Source organism: Methylobacterium sp. AC832 (genome assembly GCF_979256025.1).
In genome coordinates this window covers 116,230-132,902 of sequence record NZ_CEEDMV010000005.1, presented here as the reverse complement: position 1 = coordinate 132,902, position 16,673 = coordinate 116,230, and the positions used below count along the sequence as shown (strand labels likewise).

The window sequence follows — 16,673 nt, the reverse complement described above, 5'->3', positions numbered from 1 at the left end:
TTCACAACAAAGCCTCAGCGCCGGAACGCGACGGTGCCGTTCATGCCCGGCCAGTCGGAATAGCCGTTGGCGCCCCCGCCATACCAATACGCCTTCGGAGCCTCGGCGAGCGGTGCGCCGGTGCGGAGCCGCTCCACGAGATCGGGATTGGCGATATAGGGCCGGCCGAAGCTGAACAGGTCCGCTCTCCCTTCGGCGAGATCTTTTTCGGCAAGTTCGAGCGTGTATTGGTTGTTGCCGATATAGGCGCCCTGGAAACGCTCGCGGATCTGCCCGAAATCGACCTCGTCCGGCACGTCGCGGGTCTGTTGTGTCACGCCCTCGATCGTGTGGACGTAGAGCAGATCGAACGCGTTCAGCGCGTCGATATAGGCGCCGAACGTTGCCTTCGGATCGCTGTCGAGAGGCGTCTTGCCCGGCTCCGTGGTGGCGGGCGAAAGACGGATGCCGACGCGCTTGCCGCCCCAGACCTCCGTGACCGCCTTCACCACGGCGAGGGGAAAGCGCAGGCGGTTCTCGATGGAGCCGCCATACTGGTCGGTCCGCTTGTTGGTGGAATCGCGCACGAATTGTTCGAGCAGGTAATTGTTGGCCGAATGGATCTCGACACCGTCGAACCCTGCGCGCTTCGCATTCTCGGCGGCCTTGCGATAATCCTCGACGATGCCCGGGATCTCGTCCGTCTCTAGCGCACGGGGCGTCTCATGCGGCTTCATGCCGGATTTGGTGAAAGCCATACCCTCGGGCTTCAGGGCCGAGGGTGCCACCGGCGACTGGCCGTTCGGCTGCACGTCGGGATGCGAGATGCGCCCCGTATGCCAGAGCTGCAGGAAGATACGCCCGTCATTGGCGTGAACCGCCGCGGTGACGGGCTTCCATCCCTCTACCTGCGCATTGGTCCAGATGCCCGGCGTCAGGGCGTAGCCGACCGCCTGAGGCGAGATGTTGGTCGCCTCCGAGATGATGAGACCGGCATTGGCCCGCTGGGCGTAGTAGTCGACTGCGAAATCCGGGGGAATGCCCTCGTCGGAGGACCGGCTCCGGGTCAATGGAGCCATGACGACGCGGTTCTTGAGGGTGAGGTCGCCGAGGGTGAAGGGTTCGAGGATCGGGCTCATGAGGGGCAAGAATCCTTGGGCAAGACGTCGGCGGAAGGCGGTGGCGCCCTCCGGTGCCGACCTCACCCGATCTGCCCGAACCATCCCGACCCGTCCGTGGGCGGTAACGCGACGACGAAGGACCGGGGTGAGGCGGGATGTGCGGGAAAGCCCGCTTCACCACGCCTTGTTCCCCGCCCGGCCGAGCTTTCGCGACGCAGGCCCGCCCTCAATACCCTTTGGCGGCAATAGATTCCGACCAGTTCACCGCGCGGCGCGCCATGCTGATATGTTGGCGCTCGTACATGCGACCCTCTACCTTGATGGCACCCCGCTTCGCATTCTCCGGTTTGTCGAAGGCGTCGATCACCAGGGTAGCGCGGCGCACTTCCTCCTCGGTCGGGGCGAAGGAGGTGTTGGCCGGTTCGAGCTGGTTCGGATGGATCAGCGTCTTGCCGTCGAACCCGAGGTCGCGCGCCTGCCGGCACTCCGTGCGGCAGCCCTCCACATCGCCGATATCGTTCCACACGCCGTCGAGGATGGTGAGTCCTTCGGCGCGGGCGGCCGCAAGGGTGAACATCATCCAGGGCAGCATCGGCACCCGGCCCGGCACGAGCTGGGCCCAGGTATCCTTCGCAAGATCGTTCGTCCCGAGGACGAAGCAGGTGAGCCGGGTGCGCCGGTCGCGCCGGGCCTTGGCGATCTCCTGGATGTTGAGGATCGCCGCCGGTGTCTCGATCATCGCCCAGACATCGATGCTCTCGGGTGCGTCGAGGGCTTCGAGATGGTTGGCGATGCTCTCGAGAACCGCCGGCGAGGACACTTTCGGCATCAGGATGGCGTCGGGACAGGCCTGGATCGCGGCCTTCAAATCCGCCTCGCCCCAGGGAGTCTGGGGAGCATTGACGCGGATCACGAGCTCGCGGCTACCATACCCGCCACCCTTCACGGCCGCGCAGACCTGATCCCGGGCCAGTTCCTTCTCGTCCGGCCCGACCGCGTCTTCGAGGTCTAGGATCAGAGCGTCCGCCTGCAGCGTCTTCGCCTTGTCGAGGGCTCTTTGGTTCGAGCCGGGCATGTAAAGGACGCTGCGGCGCAGGCGAAGATCGGACATGAACGCATTCCAGTGACGATGCGGTGCAGCTTAGTGCAACACGGCTGCCGCGACAGCCCTCCGGATATAAAATGCGCACCGATGACGCGCGATTGACAAGCGGCCATGCGTGCCGAAGACCGCCGCATAGGTCTCTTGGGAGAGATCCGGAGAGAAGACTTTCGCCGATGCTCCGCTTTTGCCTCGCGCCGGGATCGCACTGAGGAAGGGGTCTGGTGTTGGGGCTGATTGGAATCATCTTGCCGTCGGCGGAGAGCCGTCGCCACGCCTCGGCCATGCCATGACCGAGGCGTGTCCCTATACCCTGACTTCGGAGGGGATTCGGCTCGCCGTGCGTCTGACGCCACGTGCGAGCCGAACGGGCCTCGACGGGCTGGTCGAGACCGCCGATGGACGGGTCTGGGTACAGATGCGGGTCGCCGCGCCGCCGGTGGAGGGCGCCGCCAATACGGCTCTTATCGCTGCCTTGGCGGAGGCCCTGTCACTGCGACGGTCCGAGATCCGGATCGCGGCGGGCGAAGCCTCGAGGCAGAAGATCCTCGCGCTCAGCGGAGATCCGGCCGGGATGGCCGCGCGAGTGGACGCCTGGATAGCCACCGCTCCCCGCCGGCGGTGAGTCTACATTCAGAACAGGCGGCTTCCGTCCGGCACGGCATGGTCGGGGCGGAACAGTACGACGGCACCGTTCGTATCGGCGAAGCCCAGCGTCAGGACCTCCGAGAGGAACTTACCGATCTGGCGCGGGGGGAAGTTCACCACCGCGGCGACCTGCCGGCCGACCAGATCCTCCGGCCGGTAATGTTCGGTGATCTGGGCACTGGAGCGCTTGGTGCCGATGGCCGGACCGAAATCGATGACGAGCTTGATCGCAGGCTTGCGCGCTTCGGGGAAAGGCTCGGCGGAGACCACCGTCCCGATCCGGATGTCGACGGCGAGGAACTCGTCGAAGCTGATCGGGGCGGCCGCCGGGGCCGCCGAATCGTGAGTCACATGCACGGCCTGTGTCTCCGCTTCACGCCGTCCGCAGTGTCCGCCGACGCTTGTCCGCCGACGACCATTGCATGAGGGCGACCATGACCAGGATCGTGCCGAGATAGACGATGACCTGCAGCCCCGTCGGGCGGTCGGTATAGCCGACGAGGGCGTGGAGCACGCGGCCGACCATGCTGCCCTCGGACAGGATGTTGGCGGTGTTCCAGAGCGGCCGGTCGAGCACGGTGATGAGCCCGGCATTGGTGAGGAACTGTGCCGCCTGCGCGGCGAGGCCGGCGGCGAGGAAGATGATGAGCGCGCTGGTGACCGAGAAGACGTAGCGGGTCGGGATCGCGGCCAAGCCGAAATAGCTCACCGCCGACATAAGAATCCCGGCGCCCACCCCGGCCAGCGCCCCGATCTGCAGGTCGGGGCCGGACGTGCCCGAGGCGACGAGGCCGTAGAGGAACAGGACGAGCTCCGCGCCCTCGCGCAGGATCGCCGCGCCGACGACGAAGGCCAGAGCGGCGGATGTGGTCTCGCCCCGGCGCACGGATTCTCCGGCGGCCTTCAATTCGCCCGCGAGTTCGCGCCCGTGGCGGCTCATCCAGGTGTTGTGCCAGATCAGCATGACGACGGCGGTGGCGAGGACGGCGGCGTTGAGGATGTCCTGACCCGCGCCCTCGAACGCGTCGGAGATCGCTTCGGCAAAGAGCGCCACGAGGCAGGCGCCGGCAAGCCCGCCGACCACGCCGAGGCCGATCCAGCGGCCGCGCCCGGTGATGCCGCGCGTGGCCGCCAGCACGATGCCGATGATGAGGCCGGCCTCGATGACCTCGCGGAAGGCGATGACGAATGCTCCGATCATGCGGAGATTTCCTTCGATGTCGCGGGCGGGCTGTGTGAGCGCCCTACCAGATCCAGAACAGAAGCACCCAGCCGGAAACCGACAGGGAGGCGGCAGCGGCGATACAGGCCGTCGCGCCCGCCCGGCGCCATCCGCCGGTGGTGAGCCCCGCCACCTGCCAGGCGAGCCACGCGCTCCACAGGCTCGCGCCGATGAGCAGCCCGGCCCGCATCTCGGCGACGTAGGGAAGGGGGACCCCCTCCCCGCGCAGGAAGGTGACGGTGAGGGCCGAGAGGCCGAGGAAAACGCCACATCCCGCGATGGGGATCAGCGTCTGCGTCAGGTGGTGGAAACGCGACGACGACCAGGGGCCGAGAAAGCGAGTGCCGAGGGCCACGAGGGCGGAGAGGCCGAATCCGAGGATGATCGTCGCGGCGCCGATATAGGCCAGCAGCAGGCCGCCATCGAGCAGGGTCATGACGTCGTTGTGCTCGGGGTAGTTGGTGAGCACGAACCACGGCAGGGTGGTCTCCAGAGGCCAGACCATGCCGTGTTCGATGAACCAGGTGGCGAGCCATTGCTTGGCGTCGATGAACCAGGGGCTCGACGACCATTGGAAGGCGCCGGCCGCGAGGCCCATCATGCCGAACAGGATCAGGACCGTCTGTTCGAGGCTCGGCTCGGTGCCGGCCACATGGACGATCTCGTAGGCGGGGGAGCGCCGGGCGAGGCGGACCGCGCCGCGATAGCCGCTGCAGCGCCCGCACATATGGCAGGAGCCGGCCCCGCGCATGGTCTTCACCGGCACCAGGGGCGCGCAGTTGAAGGCGGCGCCCTGCGGCTTGTCGGAGGCGGCCCAGGCGGGGCGGTCCACCTGGAAGCTCACTGGCGCGAGCTTGGCCAGCACCGCGAAGACCCCGTTCACGGGGCAGAGATAGCGGCACCAGACGCGCTTGTTGCGGCCATAGACGAGGCCCACCGCGATCGCCGCCACCGTCGAGCCGCCGAGGACGGCGAGCACCGGCTTCGGGTAGCCGTAGACGCTGACCATCTGGCCGTAGACCGTGGTTCCGGCGAACGCGATGAAGGGCCAGCCGCCCCAGGTGATCCAGCGCGGCACCGCGCGGCCGAGGCTCCAGCGGCTGGCGAATTCCGTGAGCGTGCCCTCGGGGCACAGCACCCCGCACCAGGCCCGGCCGACGAGCACCATGCTCACGAGGACGAAGGGCCACCAGATACCCCAGAACGCGAACTGCGCGAGGACGGTCAGGTTGTTCCAGAGATGGGCGGTCCGGTCCGGCAGGGGCAGGAAGGCCGGCACGGCCACGAGGACGAGGTAGACCGCGACCACAGCCCATTGCACGCTGCGGATGATCCCGCCGTGGCGCTGGAGCCAATGGCCGAGTTCCGCGAGGCGCTGGTCGATCCAGGCTTCACGCAGGTCCGTCGAGACGCTCGCCGCCATCGGGCTACTTCGCCACCAGCTTGGCTTTGGCTTCCGGGTGGAAGTCGTCGAAAACGTCGTAGGTGCCGGGGTCGAGGGTGCGGAAGACGATTCCCGAGGTCGAGCCGGCGGCCAGTGCCTTCTCGCGCTTCAGTTCCATGCTCTCGAACTCCACCGGCGAGGTGCCGGTATTGGTGATCTCCAGCTTGAAGCGTGTATTGGCTGGCACCTCGATGATCTCGGGGATGATCACGCCATCCTTCATCTCGACCTTGATCACCGGCATGTCATTGGCCGATGCAAAGCCGATGCCGGCTGCCATGAGGGCGCAGGCGAGTGCAAGGCTGCGGACGTGCTGCATCACGGTGGTCAATACGCGCCCTTCTTGCCGGTGCCGGCGAAGGTGAAGTCCTGGATCAGGTCGAAGGGCTTGAACCATTCGGCGACACCCGTCTCCTTGTCCACGTGGCGGCCGAAATGCTGGTTCTTGCCGGGAGGCGCCACCGTGAGCTTGAGCCGGTAGCGGCCGGGGCCGCTCAGCTTGACGTTGTCGCCGTAATGCGGGCCGTCATTGGCGACCATCGGCATCAGCGAGCCGCTCACCTTCGGACCCGTGGCGGCCTCGCCCTCCAGCTTCGTCAGTTCGAAGCTCACGTCGAGGGAGGGCAGCCAGTCGCCCTCGGCGAACCCGTTACGGTTGTCCTTGGCCGCGCGGATATCGGCTTCGAGGTGGATGTCGGATTGCGCGGCGGCGCGCATCATGTCCGGCGGGTCCATCTCGATCGGCTGAAGATAGACCGCCGTCACTTCCAGTCCGTCCTTGAGCATGGGAGGGCCGATCGGCGTCTCCTTGGCCGAGGCGAAGCCGGTGCCCAGGGCCGCGAAGGCCAGCAGGGAGGCGGAAATCAGTGCGGAGTGAGTGATGTTGCGCATTGTCGCTAGCGCGTAGCCCAGCGATCGTCGGAAGCAAAGCCGGTTCTTGAGAAAAACCATATATCAGAATACTTCCAATGTGTTGCGCCTATAGGAAGCTAGGGTGTTCGCCCGGCCTTACCCTGACGGACAGGGCTGGCGTCGGTTTTTCCAGCCCGATGGCGGGAATCACCGATCATCGGGAATTTTCTAGGGCACCTTCGATACCGTTGCGGCTCATCCCACGCCGGATGGTCGGTTCGCGGCGGGCGACGGCCGGGCGTTAACGGACGCGCGACCAATCCGTGAACAATGGGATGCGCTGGCTGGGGGGCTTGGCCGGAGACATCATCTCGTCCGCTCCGTACGGTTCGGCCGGGAAATCCTCAAGCTGTTCACGACCTCGCAATCGGAGCGCGCGACGGCGCCCGAAGCGATGCATGGCATGACGGCGGCCTTCCAGGCCCTCTCCGTCACGACGGCACAACGTGTGGTTCGCATGAACGCCGCGCGATATCCGGCCAACACCAATCATGGCTGATCGGTGCGACTTTGCGCACGATTTTGCATGCCATATTTTGTTGACGAACAGAGACTATCCTCACGGCCTATGAAGTCCAACCCCGACCGACCTTATTGTCATGACGCAGCTGCACAAAGACATCGCGACGAGTTTCGTGAACGTTCGCATGAAGATCGAAGCTTATGCTTCCGTGGGTGAGGATTTATCTGGCGAGTTGAGGCGGTGGACCGATAGTGCGATGCGGTTCATCGAACCCGACCCTACGATCCACTCGCTTCACCGCATCGTCCTGGAAAGTACGGACGACCTTGTCGGCCTGATGATGGAGCAGCCCCGTCCGCGCGCCACGACCATCCTGACGGCCAAGACCCATCTCACGAAGGCCTTCGACGAACTCGAAGACGCGATCCTGAAGCGAGGCATTCTTTCGGTGAGAGGCGAGAAAGTCGGCCTGGGGATCGCAGGCAAGCCGATCTGAAGGCGTCGTCTTTGTCGAAGCGCGAGGCTCAGCGAGAGGCGGGATCGACCGACATTGTCTTGGCTTCAGGCAGTGTCTTGACTTCAGGCAGTTCGGGGGATGGCAGTTTGCGGTTAAGGGCCGAAGCAGCGCGTAGGAATGTAAGGACAACCGTCGCCAGGCGGATATGGCGGGGCAGTTGCCGAGGGCCGAGCGGGCGGTAGACCAGTTTGGGGCTGACACGCTCGATCTCGGCGACCGCGAGTCCGACGAGAGGCTGCTTGGCGATCCGCACGGCATCCGACTCGGGGATCGACAGTTTGCGTGCCCAGGCCGTGGTGGTCGCCAAGGCGCTCGAGGCGTGGAGCCGACGAAGGCGGCGTCGCCACAGATAGCGGTAGAGCGCGCGGGGAACCGCCTCCATACGTGCATCGCAGAGGCTGTCAGGCACCTCGCAGCGCGCGCGTATCGTATCGGCGACGCCACCGGGCGCGCGGCCGACCAGGCGGCCGGAAACGGTGACGACGACGTCCTTGGCGTGCCGGACCCGCAGCCCGTGCTGTAGCAGGGCTGCTACGAAAGCGCCGTCCTCGCCGAGAGCGATCATCGGCATGCCCCCCACCTTACGGTAGGCCGAGAGGCGGACGGCGAGCGTGGCGCCGATCGTCGTCCGGTGGCACGGCCAGGGATCGTGCGGATCGTGATCGATCCGTGCTTCCAACTCGGTCAGGAGATCGCTGTAGGCATCTTCGAGCTTGCCCCGTGCGCGAAGCGACTTGGGCAGTGCCACCCATTCGTCCTCATCGATCTGGATGCGCCCCGCTACGGCATCGGCCCCGGCATCCAAGGCGGCGAGGTTGCGCGCAACCCAATCCGACGGTACCCGGCTGTCGGCATCCGAGGTCAGGATCGTTCCGGCGGTGCCGTCCGGGCCGATCCATTCGGCAGCGGCTTCCATGGCCGCGCGGCGCGCCCATCCGGCATGGGCGCCATTGAAGGTCACCATCCTGACCCGGACCGGGATCGACATGTCCTGCACGAGTTCGGCAACGATCCGACCCGTGCCGTCGCTGCAATTGTTGAGGAACAGATAAAGACCGAGGCTGCCGGGACGCACGCCCTCCTGCGCGTCGATGGCGCGCAGGCAGGCCTCGATCCGCTCGGCCTCGTTATAGACCGGGATCGCGATGACGGTGTCGGGAACCGAGGAGGCGAAGCGCGGCGACGTATCGATGGCGGGGGCGACGTCGGAGAGGGTGGAATAGGGCACGGAGGACTCCGATGAGGCGGCGCGGATGGATACCGGCGCCGATCCCCGGCAGGTGAGACATGCTCAGTGTATCGATCGAAGCTGAACGGCAGCAATCCGGCTCGGACGGCAACGATCAGGGCGCGCGCACATCCCTTGCCGCAGGCGCAGTATCGAAGGTCCGGCGGGCGAGCCCCGGATAGGCCAGGGCCTGACTGGCGCCGCGTGCCGCCAGCAGAATCAGGAACGAGAGCCACAGACCCATATTCCCGAAGCCTGCGGTGTGAGCGATGCCGATCGCCACGGCGTAAACGCCGGTGGCCGCGATCATTAGATTGCGCATGGCCCGTGTCCACGTGGAGCCGATGTAGATTCCATCGAAGGCGAACGGCACGGAGGCAACGAGAGGTGCGAGTGCGGCGGGCGCCAGATACGCACGCGCCGTTTCGCGCACCTCCGGGCTCGTCGTGACCGTATCGATGAAGGCCGCGCCGAAGGCCAGGAACAGTGTCGCCACCGCTAGGCCGAAGGCAACGCACCAGATTACGCTAAGGCGGGCCGCGCGGCGGAAACCGGCTTCGTCACGCGCGCCGACGGCCTGCCCGCACAGCGTCTCGGCCGCGGTGGCGAACCCGTCGAGGAAAAACCCTCCGATGAGGAAGAGATTCCACAGGACGGCATTCGCCGCCAGGATCACGTCGCCCGAGCGCGCACCGAGCGCGGAAAACAGGGCGATGGCACCGACCAGCAGCAGGGTGCGGATCATGACGTCAGCATTGACGCTGAGCATGCGCGCCAATGCCAGGGGATCGCGAATGACGGCGAACGGCACCGCGAACGGACGCGAGCCGAGCCGGGCCAGCAGGACGAGCCCGATGCCGGTTCCGGCGGCTTCGGCGACGAGCGTGGCCATGCCGGCTCCCGCGACGCTGAGATCCGCCCAGAGCACGAGGAAGAGGGTCAGGACGATGTTGACGAGGTTGATCGCCACCTGAAGCAGAAGTCCGAGATCGGTCCGCCCACGACCGAGCACCGAGCCGAGGATGGCATAGTTCGCCAGCGTGAATGGGGCCGCGAAGATGCGGATGTGGAAATAGGTGGCGAGACCCGCGATTACTGCCGGGCTCGCGCCGCTGAGGGCGAAGGCCCCGGTCGCGATCGGCACCTGAGCGGCGACGATGACGAGCCCCACCAGGATTCCGGCCGCAAGCGAGCGGGCCAGGATCCGGTCGATCTCGGCCAAGTCGCGGGCACCTGCCGCCTGAGCCGTGAGCCCCGCCGTCGCCATGCGAAGCGAGCCGAAGGACCAGAAGATCGCATCGAACACCACTGCACCCAGCGCCATGGCGCCGAGGAGAGCGGCATCGCCGAGGCGCCCGATCACCGCCGCCCCGACGAAACCGAGGAGCGGGGTGGTGACGTTGGCGAGCGTCATCGGCAAAGCCAGCGCCAGGATGCGGCGGCTGGTGGCGGGAGTCGGGGTCGCGATACCGTTCGGGTCCGCGGTGGCGGTCAGTGACATCCGCACCCGCTTCCGCAGCTTCCCTCGCCCTTCGGTGGCTCGCTCTTTGCCGGATTGGCGGTCGGACGCCGGGCGGCATCGCGCACGAGGCCGCGCTCTTCGAGCTCGGACAGGTACTTCGCCCAGCGGTTCCGGTACTCACGGCCGAGGTCGTAGAGATAGCCCCAGCCGAACAGCCCGGTATCGTGCATGTCGTCGAAGGTCAGCTTCACCGCATAATTGCCCACCGGCTCCACCGAAAGGATCGCCACGTCGCGCTTTCCGCCGATGACCTTGCGCTCGGCGGGGGAATGGCCCTGAACCTCGGCCGAGGGGCTCGAGACGCGCAGATATTCCGCTGGCAGCGCGAACTTGCCGCCATCCTCGAAGGAAACGTTCAGCGTCCGCTTGTCGCCTGACAGGCGGATCTCGGTGGGCCACCGCTCCGGTGAGGCGACCTGCTGTCCGGTGGGGAGGGGATCGGCGTGATGCTGGCTCATACTGGAACTCTCATGCCTGTAACCGTCTCGGATGCAATATATGTGTAGAGCGTACGGGGCATGCGTCGGCATGCGCTTGCTCCCTGGCCACCAACGCCTCATATGCCAGTGATGCTAGGTTCCTCGCGCGACCACGCTTCAGAAATCTCCCCAGCCAAGAGCCACGAGTCTCCCATGGGTGTTGCCTATGCCGAACCCGTAGCTTCGAAAGCGCAAGCGCCCCTGATAGACCCGTTCCAGCGGGCGATCACCTATCTTCGCATCTCCGTGACCGATCGCTGCGACCTGCGATGCGTCTATTGCATGTCGGATGACATGACGTTCCTGCCCAAGCGTGACCTGCTCACGCTAGAGGAACTCGACCGGCTCTGTGGCGTGTTCATCGACCGGGGCGTGCGCAAGCTCAGGATCACCGGCGGCGAGCCGCTCGTTCGCCGCGACATCATGCATCTCTTCCGTCGTCTGTCGCGCCATCTAGGCACCGGCGCCCTGGAAGAGCTGACGATGACGACGAACGGCACGCAGCTCGGTCGCTTCGCATCGGAACTCGCCGAACTCGGTATCAAGCGCGTGAACGTGTCTCTCGACACGCTCGACCCGGACAAGTTCCGTGCCGTGACGCGGCGCGGCGACCTCAAGGTTGTGCTCGACGGCATCGAGAAGGCCCGCAAGGCCGGGATCAAGGTCAAGATCAACGCCGTGGCGCTGAAGGGCGTGAACGAAGACGAGATCGCCGACATGATCGCCTGGGCCCATGGCGATGGCATGGACATGACCCTCATCGAGGTGATGCCCCTCGGTGAAGTGGATGGTGACCGCACCGACCAGTTCCTGCCCCTGTCTGTTGCCCGGGCACGTCTCGAACAGCGATACACCATGATTCCGCTGCCGGACCGCACCGGTGGCCCTGCCCGCTATGTCCGCATCGCCGAGACCGGGGGGCGGCTCGGCTTCATCACGCCTCTGACCCATAATTTCTGCGAGAGCTGCAACCGTGTCCGCCTGACCTGCACGGGGAAGCTCTACATGTGTCTCGGCCAGGAAGACGCGGCCGACCTGCGCGAGGCCCTGCGCGCCTCACCGGACGACGCCCTCGTTACTCAAGCCGTGATCGATGCGATCGCGCGAAAGCCCAAGGGCCACGACTTCGTCATCGAGCGCGCCCGACCGGCTGCCGTACCGCGCCATATGAGCGTCACGGGCGGCTGAAACCGTCTCGCGTTTGACCCCTCCCGCCATCGAATCTAGACCCGCCGCAAACGTAGTGACGGATGGAGACGGATGATGGCGAAGGTCGCGTTCCTGGGCCTGGGTGTGATGGGCGGCCCGATGGCGGGTCACCTCGCAAAGAATGGCCACGACGTCACCGTCTACAACCGAACCACCGCCAAAGCGGAAGCCTGGGTTAAGGCCAATGGGGGCGCCTTCGCCAAGACCCCGCGCGAGGCCGCTGCCGGACAGGAGATCGTCTTCGCCTGCGTCGGCAACGACGACGACCTGCGCGGCGTGACACTGGGCGAGGACGGGGCCTTCGCCGGAATGGAGAAGGGCGCGATCTTCGTCGATCACACCACGGCCTCGGCCGAGGTCGCGCGCGAACTGTCCCAGGCCGCGTCCGAACTCGGCCTCGGCTTCATCGACGCTCCCGTTTCCGGCGGACAGGCCGGCGCCGAAAACGCGGCGCTCACCGTGATGTGCGGCGGGGACGAGGCCACCTACGCCAAGGTCGAGCCCGCGATCCTGAGCTTCGCCAAGGCCTCACGCCTGATGGGACCGGCGGGCTCCGGCCAGCTCACCAAGATGGTCAATCAGATCTGCATCGCCGGCATCGTCCAGGGCCTGTCGGAGGCGATCCACTTCGCCAAGCGTGCCGAGCTCGACGTGGATGCGGTGCTCGACGTGATCTCGAAAGGCGCGGCTGGCTCCTGGCAGATGGAGAATCGCGGCCGGACGATGAATGCCGAAAAATTCGATTTCGGCTTCGCCGTCGACTGGATGCGCAAGGATCTCGGCATTCTCCTCCTCGAAGCCCGGCGCAACGGCGCCAAGCTCCCGGTCACCGCCCTCGTCGACCAGTTCTATGCCGACGTGCAGGCTATGGGCGGCAACCGCTGGGATACGTCGAGCCTCATCGCCCGCCTGGAAAAATGAGGCTGGTCGCCACGGCGAGGGCCGCGTCGGGATCGGTCCAGGCCCAGTCCTCGCCCATCTGGTGGCGGAACCAGGTGAATTGCCGCTTGGCGTAGCGCCTTGTATCGCCCTGGCCGCGCTGGATCGCCTCGGCGAGGGGGATCGTCCCGTCGAGATGGGCGATGAGGCCCGGCACGCCGTGGGCGCGCATGATCGGCAGGAGCGGATCGAGGCGGCGCTCCCGCAGGGCCGCGACCTCGTCGAGGGCGCCCTCCTCTATCATCGCCACGAAACGTCGGTCGATCCGGGCGCGCAGGGTCTCGCGTTCGGGGGCGAGGAACAGCTTGACCAGGCGTTTGCCCGCCAGCGGCCCGGCGACGCGCTCGCCATGAAACGCCGAGATCGGTCTCCCGGTGGCGCCGAAGATTTCGAGAGCTCGCATGATCCGGGCGCGGTCGGTGGGCCGCAGGGTCGCCGCTCCGGCGGGGTCGACCTCTGCGAGGTCGGCATGAAGCAGGTCGGTGGCCCGGTCCTCGGCCCGTGAGCGAAGCGCGGTTCGGACCTCATCGGGGACCGGCGGCAGGTCCGACAACCCCTCCTCCAGGGTGCGAAAATACAGGCCGGTGCCGCCCACGAAGATCGGAAGCCGGCCGTGCAAGCTGTCGAGGAGGCGCGCGGCATCGCGGGCGAAATGGCCGGCGGAGTAATTCACCGCGCCATCTACCTCGCCGTAGAGCCTGTGGGGCGCCAGCGCTTCCTCCTCGACGCTCGGCCGCGCCGACAACCGTCGCAGGTCGGCATAGACCTGCATGGAATCGGTATTGATCACGACGCCGTCGTGACGGCGCGCGAGTTCCGTCGCGAGGCCGGACTTGCCCGAGGCGGTGGGCCCTGCGATTAGGATCGCCGCCGGGGGCGCCTGTCTGTGTGATCCGTCCGTGACCGGCGGCAAGGCGTGGACACTCCCCGATGACCCTCGTCGCGACCCTGATAGCAAACGAGAGCCGGCCCGCCATCACCGATGCGGTTCTCGCGGAAGCCCGTTCCGTGCTGCGGACCGATCATCAACCGCGCATCCTCCATGGCGAGGTGGCGGCCGAGATCCTGTTTCCCGGCTCCGGTGAAGAGGTTTCCGCAACGGCGCGGCGGCTACGGGCGGCCTTCGCCGCCGAACCGTTCGACGTCGCCGTGCAGGTGGCCGGCTCCCACCGCCGCAAGCGACTGTTCCTGGCCGACATGGATTCGACCATGATCGAGCAGGAATGCATCGACGAGCTCGCCGACACGATCGGCCTGAAGGACCGCGTCGCCGCCATCACCGAGCGGGCCATGCGCGGCGAAATCGCCTTCGAGCCGGCCCTGCGCGAGCGTGTCGCCCTGTTGCGCGATCTGCCGGTCGGCGTGGTGGACGATCTCATCCGGGATCGCATCACCCTCACACCGGGGGGACGCGTCCTCGTGCGGACGCTGAAGGCCAACGGCACGCATACCTGCCTGGTCTCCGGCGGGTTCACCCTGTTCACGGGACCGATCTCGGCAACGATCGGATTCGACGAGGCGCATGCCACCACCCTCGGGGTGAAGGACGGCTATCTCACCGGCGAGGTGCTGGAGCCCATCGTCGGCAAGGAGACCAAGCGCGCGACGCTGATCGCCCTGCGCTCGCGCTTCGGCCTCGACCGTGAGGACACGATGGCGGTGGGCGACGGGGCGAACGATCTCGACATGCTCGGCGAGGCCGGCCTCGGCGTGGCGTTTCGGGCCAAGCCCAAGGTCGCGGCGGCGGCGGATGTCCGCATCGACCACGGCGACCTGACCGCGCTCCTATACCTGCAGGGTTACGGAGCGAACGAGTTCGTCGCGTAGGACTGAGGCGTCAGCGGACGATCCGTGCCAGGGCAATGACGGCGCCGAGGATGATCAGGGTCTGCAAGCCGATCGTGCCGAACATCCACTTGATGATATCGGCCTTCGTGGCTTCGATCTTGGCTTCCAGCCGTGCCAGGGCTTCGCGAAGGTCTGATCTCGTGGACAGCCGAAGAGCTTCGATATCGAATCGTGTCGACAAGTGAAGAGCTTCGATATCGACTTTCACCGATCCAATATCGGACTTCGTGGCGATGTCGCCCTGAAACAGTTCGGTGAATGCGTCCGCGAGGCCCTCGGCCTGTTCGGACGACAGCTTCGCCTTCTCGCGAAGGGAGCGGGCGAATTTCAAGGTGTCGAAGGCGACCGCCGTCATCAATTGCTAGTCTCAATAGCGTCGAGATCAGCCTACGCGCCGGCCGGCGAGTCGCACAAGACGAATGTCCCGGCTCGACGGCATAGCGAAGCCCATCCCGCGTGCGAGATGGGCTGATGCTCTCGATGGGACGGCGCCTATTCGAGGCCGATCGCCACGAAGCGCACATCACCCGATGCGGCCGCTACGAGGAGGAGAACCGATTTGCGGTTCTCCTTCTTCAGCTGATCGACCCGCTTCGTCACGTCGGCGGGCGATGAGACCGATTCCTGTCCAACCTCGACGATCACCTCACCCGGCTTGATCTGCTTGTCGGCGGCGGTGGAGTTCGGGTCGACGCGTGTGACGACCACGCCCTTCACGCTGTCCTTGATGCTGAAGCGGCGGCGCAGCTCGTCGGTGATCCCGGACAGGTTGAGTCCGAGGGCTTGACGGATGGCGGGCTCAGCCGCATCCGGCTGCTTGGCATTGGCGAGTTGCGGCTTCTCGGGGTCGTCGAGGCGGCCGAGGGTGACGGATTTCGTCGTCTCGGCGCCCTTTCGGACCACGATGACCTCGACCACCTTGCCCACCGGCGTGGAGGCGACGATGCGGGGAAGGTCGCTGGAGGATTTCACCGTCGTTCCGTTAAACTTGGTGATGACGTCACCGACTTCGAGGCCGGACGTCTTGGCAGGACCCTTCTCATCGACGCCTGCGATCAGCGCGCCCTTGGCGCCGCCCTTGAGGCCAAGGGCGTCGGCGGTGGCATCGTCGACGTTCTGAATGCGCACGCCGAGCCAGCCACGACGAACCTCGCCGAACTCACGAAGCTGGTCGATGACCTGTGACGCCGTAGCGGAAGGAACGGCGAATCCAATGCCGACCGAGCCACCCGTCGGCGACAGGATCGCCGTATTGATGCCGATGACCTCGCCGTCCATGTTGAACAGTGGGCCACCGGAATTGCCCTTGTTGATGGCCGCGTCGGTCTGAATGTAGTTGTCGTAGGGGCCGGACTCGATGTTGCGGCCCCGCGCGGAAACGATACCGGCCGAGACCGAGCCGCCGAGGCCGAACGGGTTGCCGATGGCGATGACCCAGTCGCCGGGACGCATCTTCTCCGAATCGCCGAAGGGCACAGCTTTCAGCGGCTTGTCGGCCTCTGGCTTCACCCGCAGAACGGCAAGATCGATCTTGGGATCCTTGCCGATGATCTCTGCTTTCAGCTTGGTGCCGTTGTGCAGGATCACCTGGATGTCGTTGGCGTCTCCGATGACGTGGTTGTTCGTTACCACGATGCCCGATGCGTCGATGATGAATCCCGAGCCGAGGGAGTTCGACTTGCGCGATTGTGGGCGCGGTGAATCCCCGTCACCGCGCTGACCACGCTTGCTGAAGAACTCTTCGAAGAGATCTTCGAATGGTGTGCCCTGAGGCAGCTGCGGCATCGTCCGGCCGGGCGTCTTCGACTCCACAGTGGTAGAGGCCGAGATGTTGACGACGGCGTCGGTCACCTTGTCGGCGAGATCGGCGAGGGATTCAGGTCCCTTCGCCAGGGCCGGAGTCGCGAGGCCCGTGAACGCCACCGCGGTGGCGAACGACACGGCGGCGAAGGCCGAGCGTGCCGTCTGGTGGAACGCTCGGGGACGTCGCGCCGTTCTGGCGCTCGCGGCGGAAATCATGGTCGACCTCTTGTTGAGACG

18 protein-coding genes are annotated in these 16,673 nt (G+C 66.1%); 5 read left to right on the top strand and 13 right to left on the bottom strand.

Translation table 11 applies throughout. The features are described 5' to 3' along the window. Nucleotides 1-14: 14 nt before the first annotated feature. Together AC0IXR_RS18075 and AC0IXR_RS18070 are read right to left on the bottom strand one after the other, a co-directional pair. On the bottom strand, nucleotides 15-1,118 hold the full coding sequence (locus AC0IXR_RS18075; RefSeq protein WP_471761690.1) for an alkene reductase: 1,104 nt from the start codon (nucleotides 1,116-1,118) through the stop codon (nucleotides 15-17). A gap of 208 nt (nucleotides 1,119-1,326) precedes the next feature. Beyond that, nucleotides 1,327-2,211, bottom strand: coding sequence for an HpcH/HpaI aldolase/citrate lyase family protein (locus AC0IXR_RS18070; RefSeq protein WP_311274866.1), 885 nt, complete (start codon nucleotides 2,209-2,211; stop codon nucleotides 1,327-1,329). A 280-nt stretch (nucleotides 2,212-2,491) separates the two neighbouring features. On the opposite strand from AC0IXR_RS18070, the gene AC0IXR_RS18065 reads away from it, so the two are divergent. Further along, nucleotides 2,492-2,827 carry a DUF167 family protein gene (locus tag AC0IXR_RS18065; RefSeq protein WP_471761689.1) on the top strand — a complete coding sequence of 112 codons (336 nt, stop codon included), beginning with the start codon at nucleotides 2,492-2,494 and terminating at the stop codon, nucleotides 2,825-2,827. An 8-nt stretch (nucleotides 2,828-2,835) separates the two neighbouring features. On the opposite strand, the gene AC0IXR_RS18060 is transcribed toward AC0IXR_RS18065, so the two are convergent. Genes AC0IXR_RS18060 through AC0IXR_RS18040 form a run of 5 tightly spaced genes read right to left on the bottom strand, consistent with a single transcriptional unit; the run spans nucleotide 2,836 to nucleotide 6,407 of the window. Next, entirely contained in the window at nucleotides 2,836-3,207 is a 372-nt protein-coding gene (locus AC0IXR_RS18060) for a tRNA-binding protein (RefSeq protein WP_461222712.1), read from the bottom strand. 16 nt (nucleotides 3,208-3,223) lie between these two features. Further along, nucleotides 3,224-4,051 carry an FTR1 family iron permease gene (locus AC0IXR_RS18055; protein ID WP_471761688.1) on the bottom strand — a complete coding sequence of 276 codons (828 nt, stop codon included), beginning with the start codon at nucleotides 4,049-4,051 and terminating at the stop codon, nucleotides 3,224-3,226. A 43-nt stretch (nucleotides 4,052-4,094) separates the two neighbouring features. Continuing rightward, nucleotides 4,095-5,495: a 4Fe-4S binding protein gene (locus AC0IXR_RS18050; protein WP_471761687.1), complete on the bottom strand. Its 1,401-nt coding sequence runs from the start codon at nucleotides 5,493-5,495 to the stop codon at nucleotides 4,095-4,097. A 4-nt stretch (nucleotides 5,496-5,499) separates the two neighbouring features. Continuing rightward, complete coding sequence (locus AC0IXR_RS18045) at nucleotides 5,500-5,835, bottom strand: cupredoxin domain-containing protein (RefSeq protein WP_419952303.1); 336 nt, start codon at nucleotides 5,833-5,835, stop codon at nucleotides 5,500-5,502. Between the two features lie 8 nt (nucleotides 5,836-5,843). Continuing rightward, nucleotides 5,844-6,407, bottom strand: a complete 564-nt coding sequence (locus AC0IXR_RS18040; RefSeq protein ID WP_471761686.1) for an iron transporter — start codon at nucleotides 6,405-6,407, stop codon at nucleotides 5,844-5,846. A gap of 740 nt (nucleotides 6,408-7,147) precedes the next feature. On the opposite strand from AC0IXR_RS18040, the gene AC0IXR_RS18035 reads away from it, so the two are divergent. Next, on the top strand, nucleotides 7,148-7,387 hold the full coding sequence (locus tag AC0IXR_RS18035) for a hypothetical protein (protein WP_244478237.1): 240 nt from the start codon (nucleotides 7,148-7,150) through the stop codon (nucleotides 7,385-7,387). Between the two features lie 28 nt (nucleotides 7,388-7,415). On the opposite strand, the gene AC0IXR_RS18030 is transcribed toward AC0IXR_RS18035, so the two are convergent. The 3 genes from AC0IXR_RS18030 to AC0IXR_RS18020 all read right to left on the bottom strand — a co-directional run bounded on the left by AC0IXR_RS18030 (nucleotide 7,416) and on the right by AC0IXR_RS18020 (nucleotide 10,616). Continuing rightward, on the bottom strand, nucleotides 7,416-8,600 hold the full coding sequence (locus AC0IXR_RS18030; RefSeq protein ID WP_471761811.1) for a glycosyltransferase family 2 protein: 1,185 nt from the start codon (nucleotides 8,598-8,600) through the stop codon (nucleotides 7,416-7,418). Nucleotides 8,601-8,751: 151 nt separating this feature from the next. Then, nucleotides 8,752-10,137 (bottom strand): MATE family efflux transporter, encoded by a 1,386-nt coding sequence (locus tag AC0IXR_RS18025; protein ID WP_471761685.1) that lies wholly within the window; start codon nucleotides 10,135-10,137, stop codon nucleotides 8,752-8,754. Beyond that, nucleotides 10,128-10,616 (bottom strand): gamma-butyrobetaine hydroxylase family protein, encoded by a 489-nt coding sequence (locus tag AC0IXR_RS18020; protein ID WP_056424649.1) that lies wholly within the window; start codon nucleotides 10,614-10,616, stop codon nucleotides 10,128-10,130. Before AC0IXR_RS18020 ends, AC0IXR_RS18025 begins: the two co-directional genes overlap by 10 nt. Before the next feature lie 174 nt (nucleotides 10,617-10,790). Here AC0IXR_RS18020 and moaA point away from each other — a divergent pair, with 174 nt between their 5' ends. Both moaA and AC0IXR_RS18010 read left to right on the top strand, forming a co-directional pair. Next, nucleotides 10,791-11,825, top strand: coding sequence for a GTP 3',8-cyclase MoaA (gene moaA / locus AC0IXR_RS18015; protein WP_056424647.1), 1,035 nt, complete (start codon nucleotides 10,791-10,793; stop codon nucleotides 11,823-11,825). 75 nt (nucleotides 11,826-11,900) lie between these two features. Continuing rightward, nucleotides 11,901-12,767, top strand: a complete 867-nt coding sequence (locus AC0IXR_RS18010; protein ID WP_471761810.1) for an NAD(P)-dependent oxidoreductase — start codon at nucleotides 11,901-11,903, stop codon at nucleotides 12,765-12,767. On the opposite strand, the gene miaA is transcribed toward AC0IXR_RS18010, so the two are convergent. After that, complete coding sequence (miaA, locus tag AC0IXR_RS18005) at nucleotides 12,745-13,698, bottom strand: tRNA (adenosine(37)-N6)-dimethylallyltransferase MiaA (RefSeq protein ID WP_471761684.1); 954 nt, start codon at nucleotides 13,696-13,698, stop codon at nucleotides 12,745-12,747. The two genes, AC0IXR_RS18010 and miaA, sit on opposite strands and share 23 nt — an antisense overlap. Before the next feature lie 17 nt (nucleotides 13,699-13,715). Between miaA and serB the strand changes: the two genes are divergently transcribed. Further along, nucleotides 13,716-14,612, top strand: a complete 897-nt coding sequence (gene serB, locus AC0IXR_RS18000; RefSeq protein WP_471761683.1) for a phosphoserine phosphatase SerB — start codon at nucleotides 13,716-13,718, stop codon at nucleotides 14,610-14,612. 10 nt (nucleotides 14,613-14,622) lie between these two features. Here the strand turns inward: serB and AC0IXR_RS17995 are convergent, their stop codons facing one another. Both AC0IXR_RS17995 and AC0IXR_RS17990 read right to left on the bottom strand, forming a co-directional pair. After that, entirely contained in the window at nucleotides 14,623-14,988 is a 366-nt protein-coding gene (locus AC0IXR_RS17995) for a CCDC90 family protein (RefSeq protein ID WP_471761682.1), read from the bottom strand. A 137-nt stretch (nucleotides 14,989-15,125) separates the two neighbouring features. Then, entirely contained in the window at nucleotides 15,126-16,652 is a 1,527-nt protein-coding gene (locus tag AC0IXR_RS17990) for a Do family serine endopeptidase (RefSeq protein ID WP_471761681.1), read from the bottom strand. Nucleotides 16,653-16,673 lie beyond the last annotated feature (21 nt).

Excerpts from the sequence above, each read along its gene's own strand:
- AC0IXR_RS18065 (WP_471761689.1), top strand. The coding sequence starts at position 2,492 with ATGACCGAGGCGTGTCCCTATACCCTGACTTCGGAGGGGATTCGGCTC.
- AC0IXR_RS18070 (WP_311274866.1), bottom strand. The coding sequence starts at position 2,211 with ATGTCCGATCTTCGCCTGCGCCGCAGCGTCCTTTACATGCCCGGCTCG.
- AC0IXR_RS18055 (WP_471761688.1), bottom strand. The coding sequence starts at position 4,051 with ATGATCGGAGCATTCGTCATCGCCTTCCGCGAGGTCATCGAGGCCGGC.
- AC0IXR_RS18040 (WP_471761686.1), bottom strand. The coding sequence starts at position 6,407 with ATGCGCAACATCACTCACTCCGCACTGATTTCCGCCTCCCTGCTGGCC.
- AC0IXR_RS18045 (WP_419952303.1), bottom strand. The coding sequence starts at position 5,835 with ATGCAGCACGTCCGCAGCCTTGCACTCGCCTGCGCCCTCATGGCAGCC.
- serB (WP_471761683.1), top strand. The coding sequence starts at position 13,716 with ATGACCCTCGTCGCGACCCTGATAGCAAACGAGAGCCGGCCCGCCATC.
- AC0IXR_RS18035 (WP_244478237.1), top strand. The coding sequence starts at position 7,148 with ATGCGGTTCATCGAACCCGACCCTACGATCCACTCGCTTCACCGCATC.
- AC0IXR_RS17990 (WP_471761681.1), bottom strand. The coding sequence starts at position 16,652 with ATGATTTCCGCCGCGAGCGCCAGAACGGCGCGACGTCCCCGAGCGTTC.
- moaA (WP_056424647.1), top strand. The coding sequence starts at position 10,791 with ATGGGTGTTGCCTATGCCGAACCCGTAGCTTCGAAAGCGCAAGCGCCC.
- AC0IXR_RS18050 (WP_471761687.1), bottom strand. The coding sequence starts at position 5,495 with ATGGCGGCGAGCGTCTCGACGGACCTGCGTGAAGCCTGGATCGACCAG.
- AC0IXR_RS17995 (WP_471761682.1), bottom strand. The coding sequence starts at position 14,988 with ATGACGGCGGTCGCCTTCGACACCTTGAAATTCGCCCGCTCCCTTCGC.
- AC0IXR_RS18020 (WP_056424649.1), bottom strand. The coding sequence starts at position 10,616 with ATGAGCCAGCATCACGCCGATCCCCTCCCCACCGGACAGCAGGTCGCC.
- AC0IXR_RS18010 (WP_471761810.1), top strand. The coding sequence starts at position 11,901 with ATGGCGAAGGTCGCGTTCCTGGGCCTGGGTGTGATGGGCGGCCCGATG.
- AC0IXR_RS18075 (WP_471761690.1), bottom strand. The coding sequence starts at position 1,118 with ATGAGCCCGATCCTCGAACCCTTCACCCTCGGCGACCTCACCCTCAAG.
- AC0IXR_RS18025 (WP_471761685.1), bottom strand. The coding sequence starts at position 10,137 with ATGTCACTGACCGCCACCGCGGACCCGAACGGTATCGCGACCCCGACT.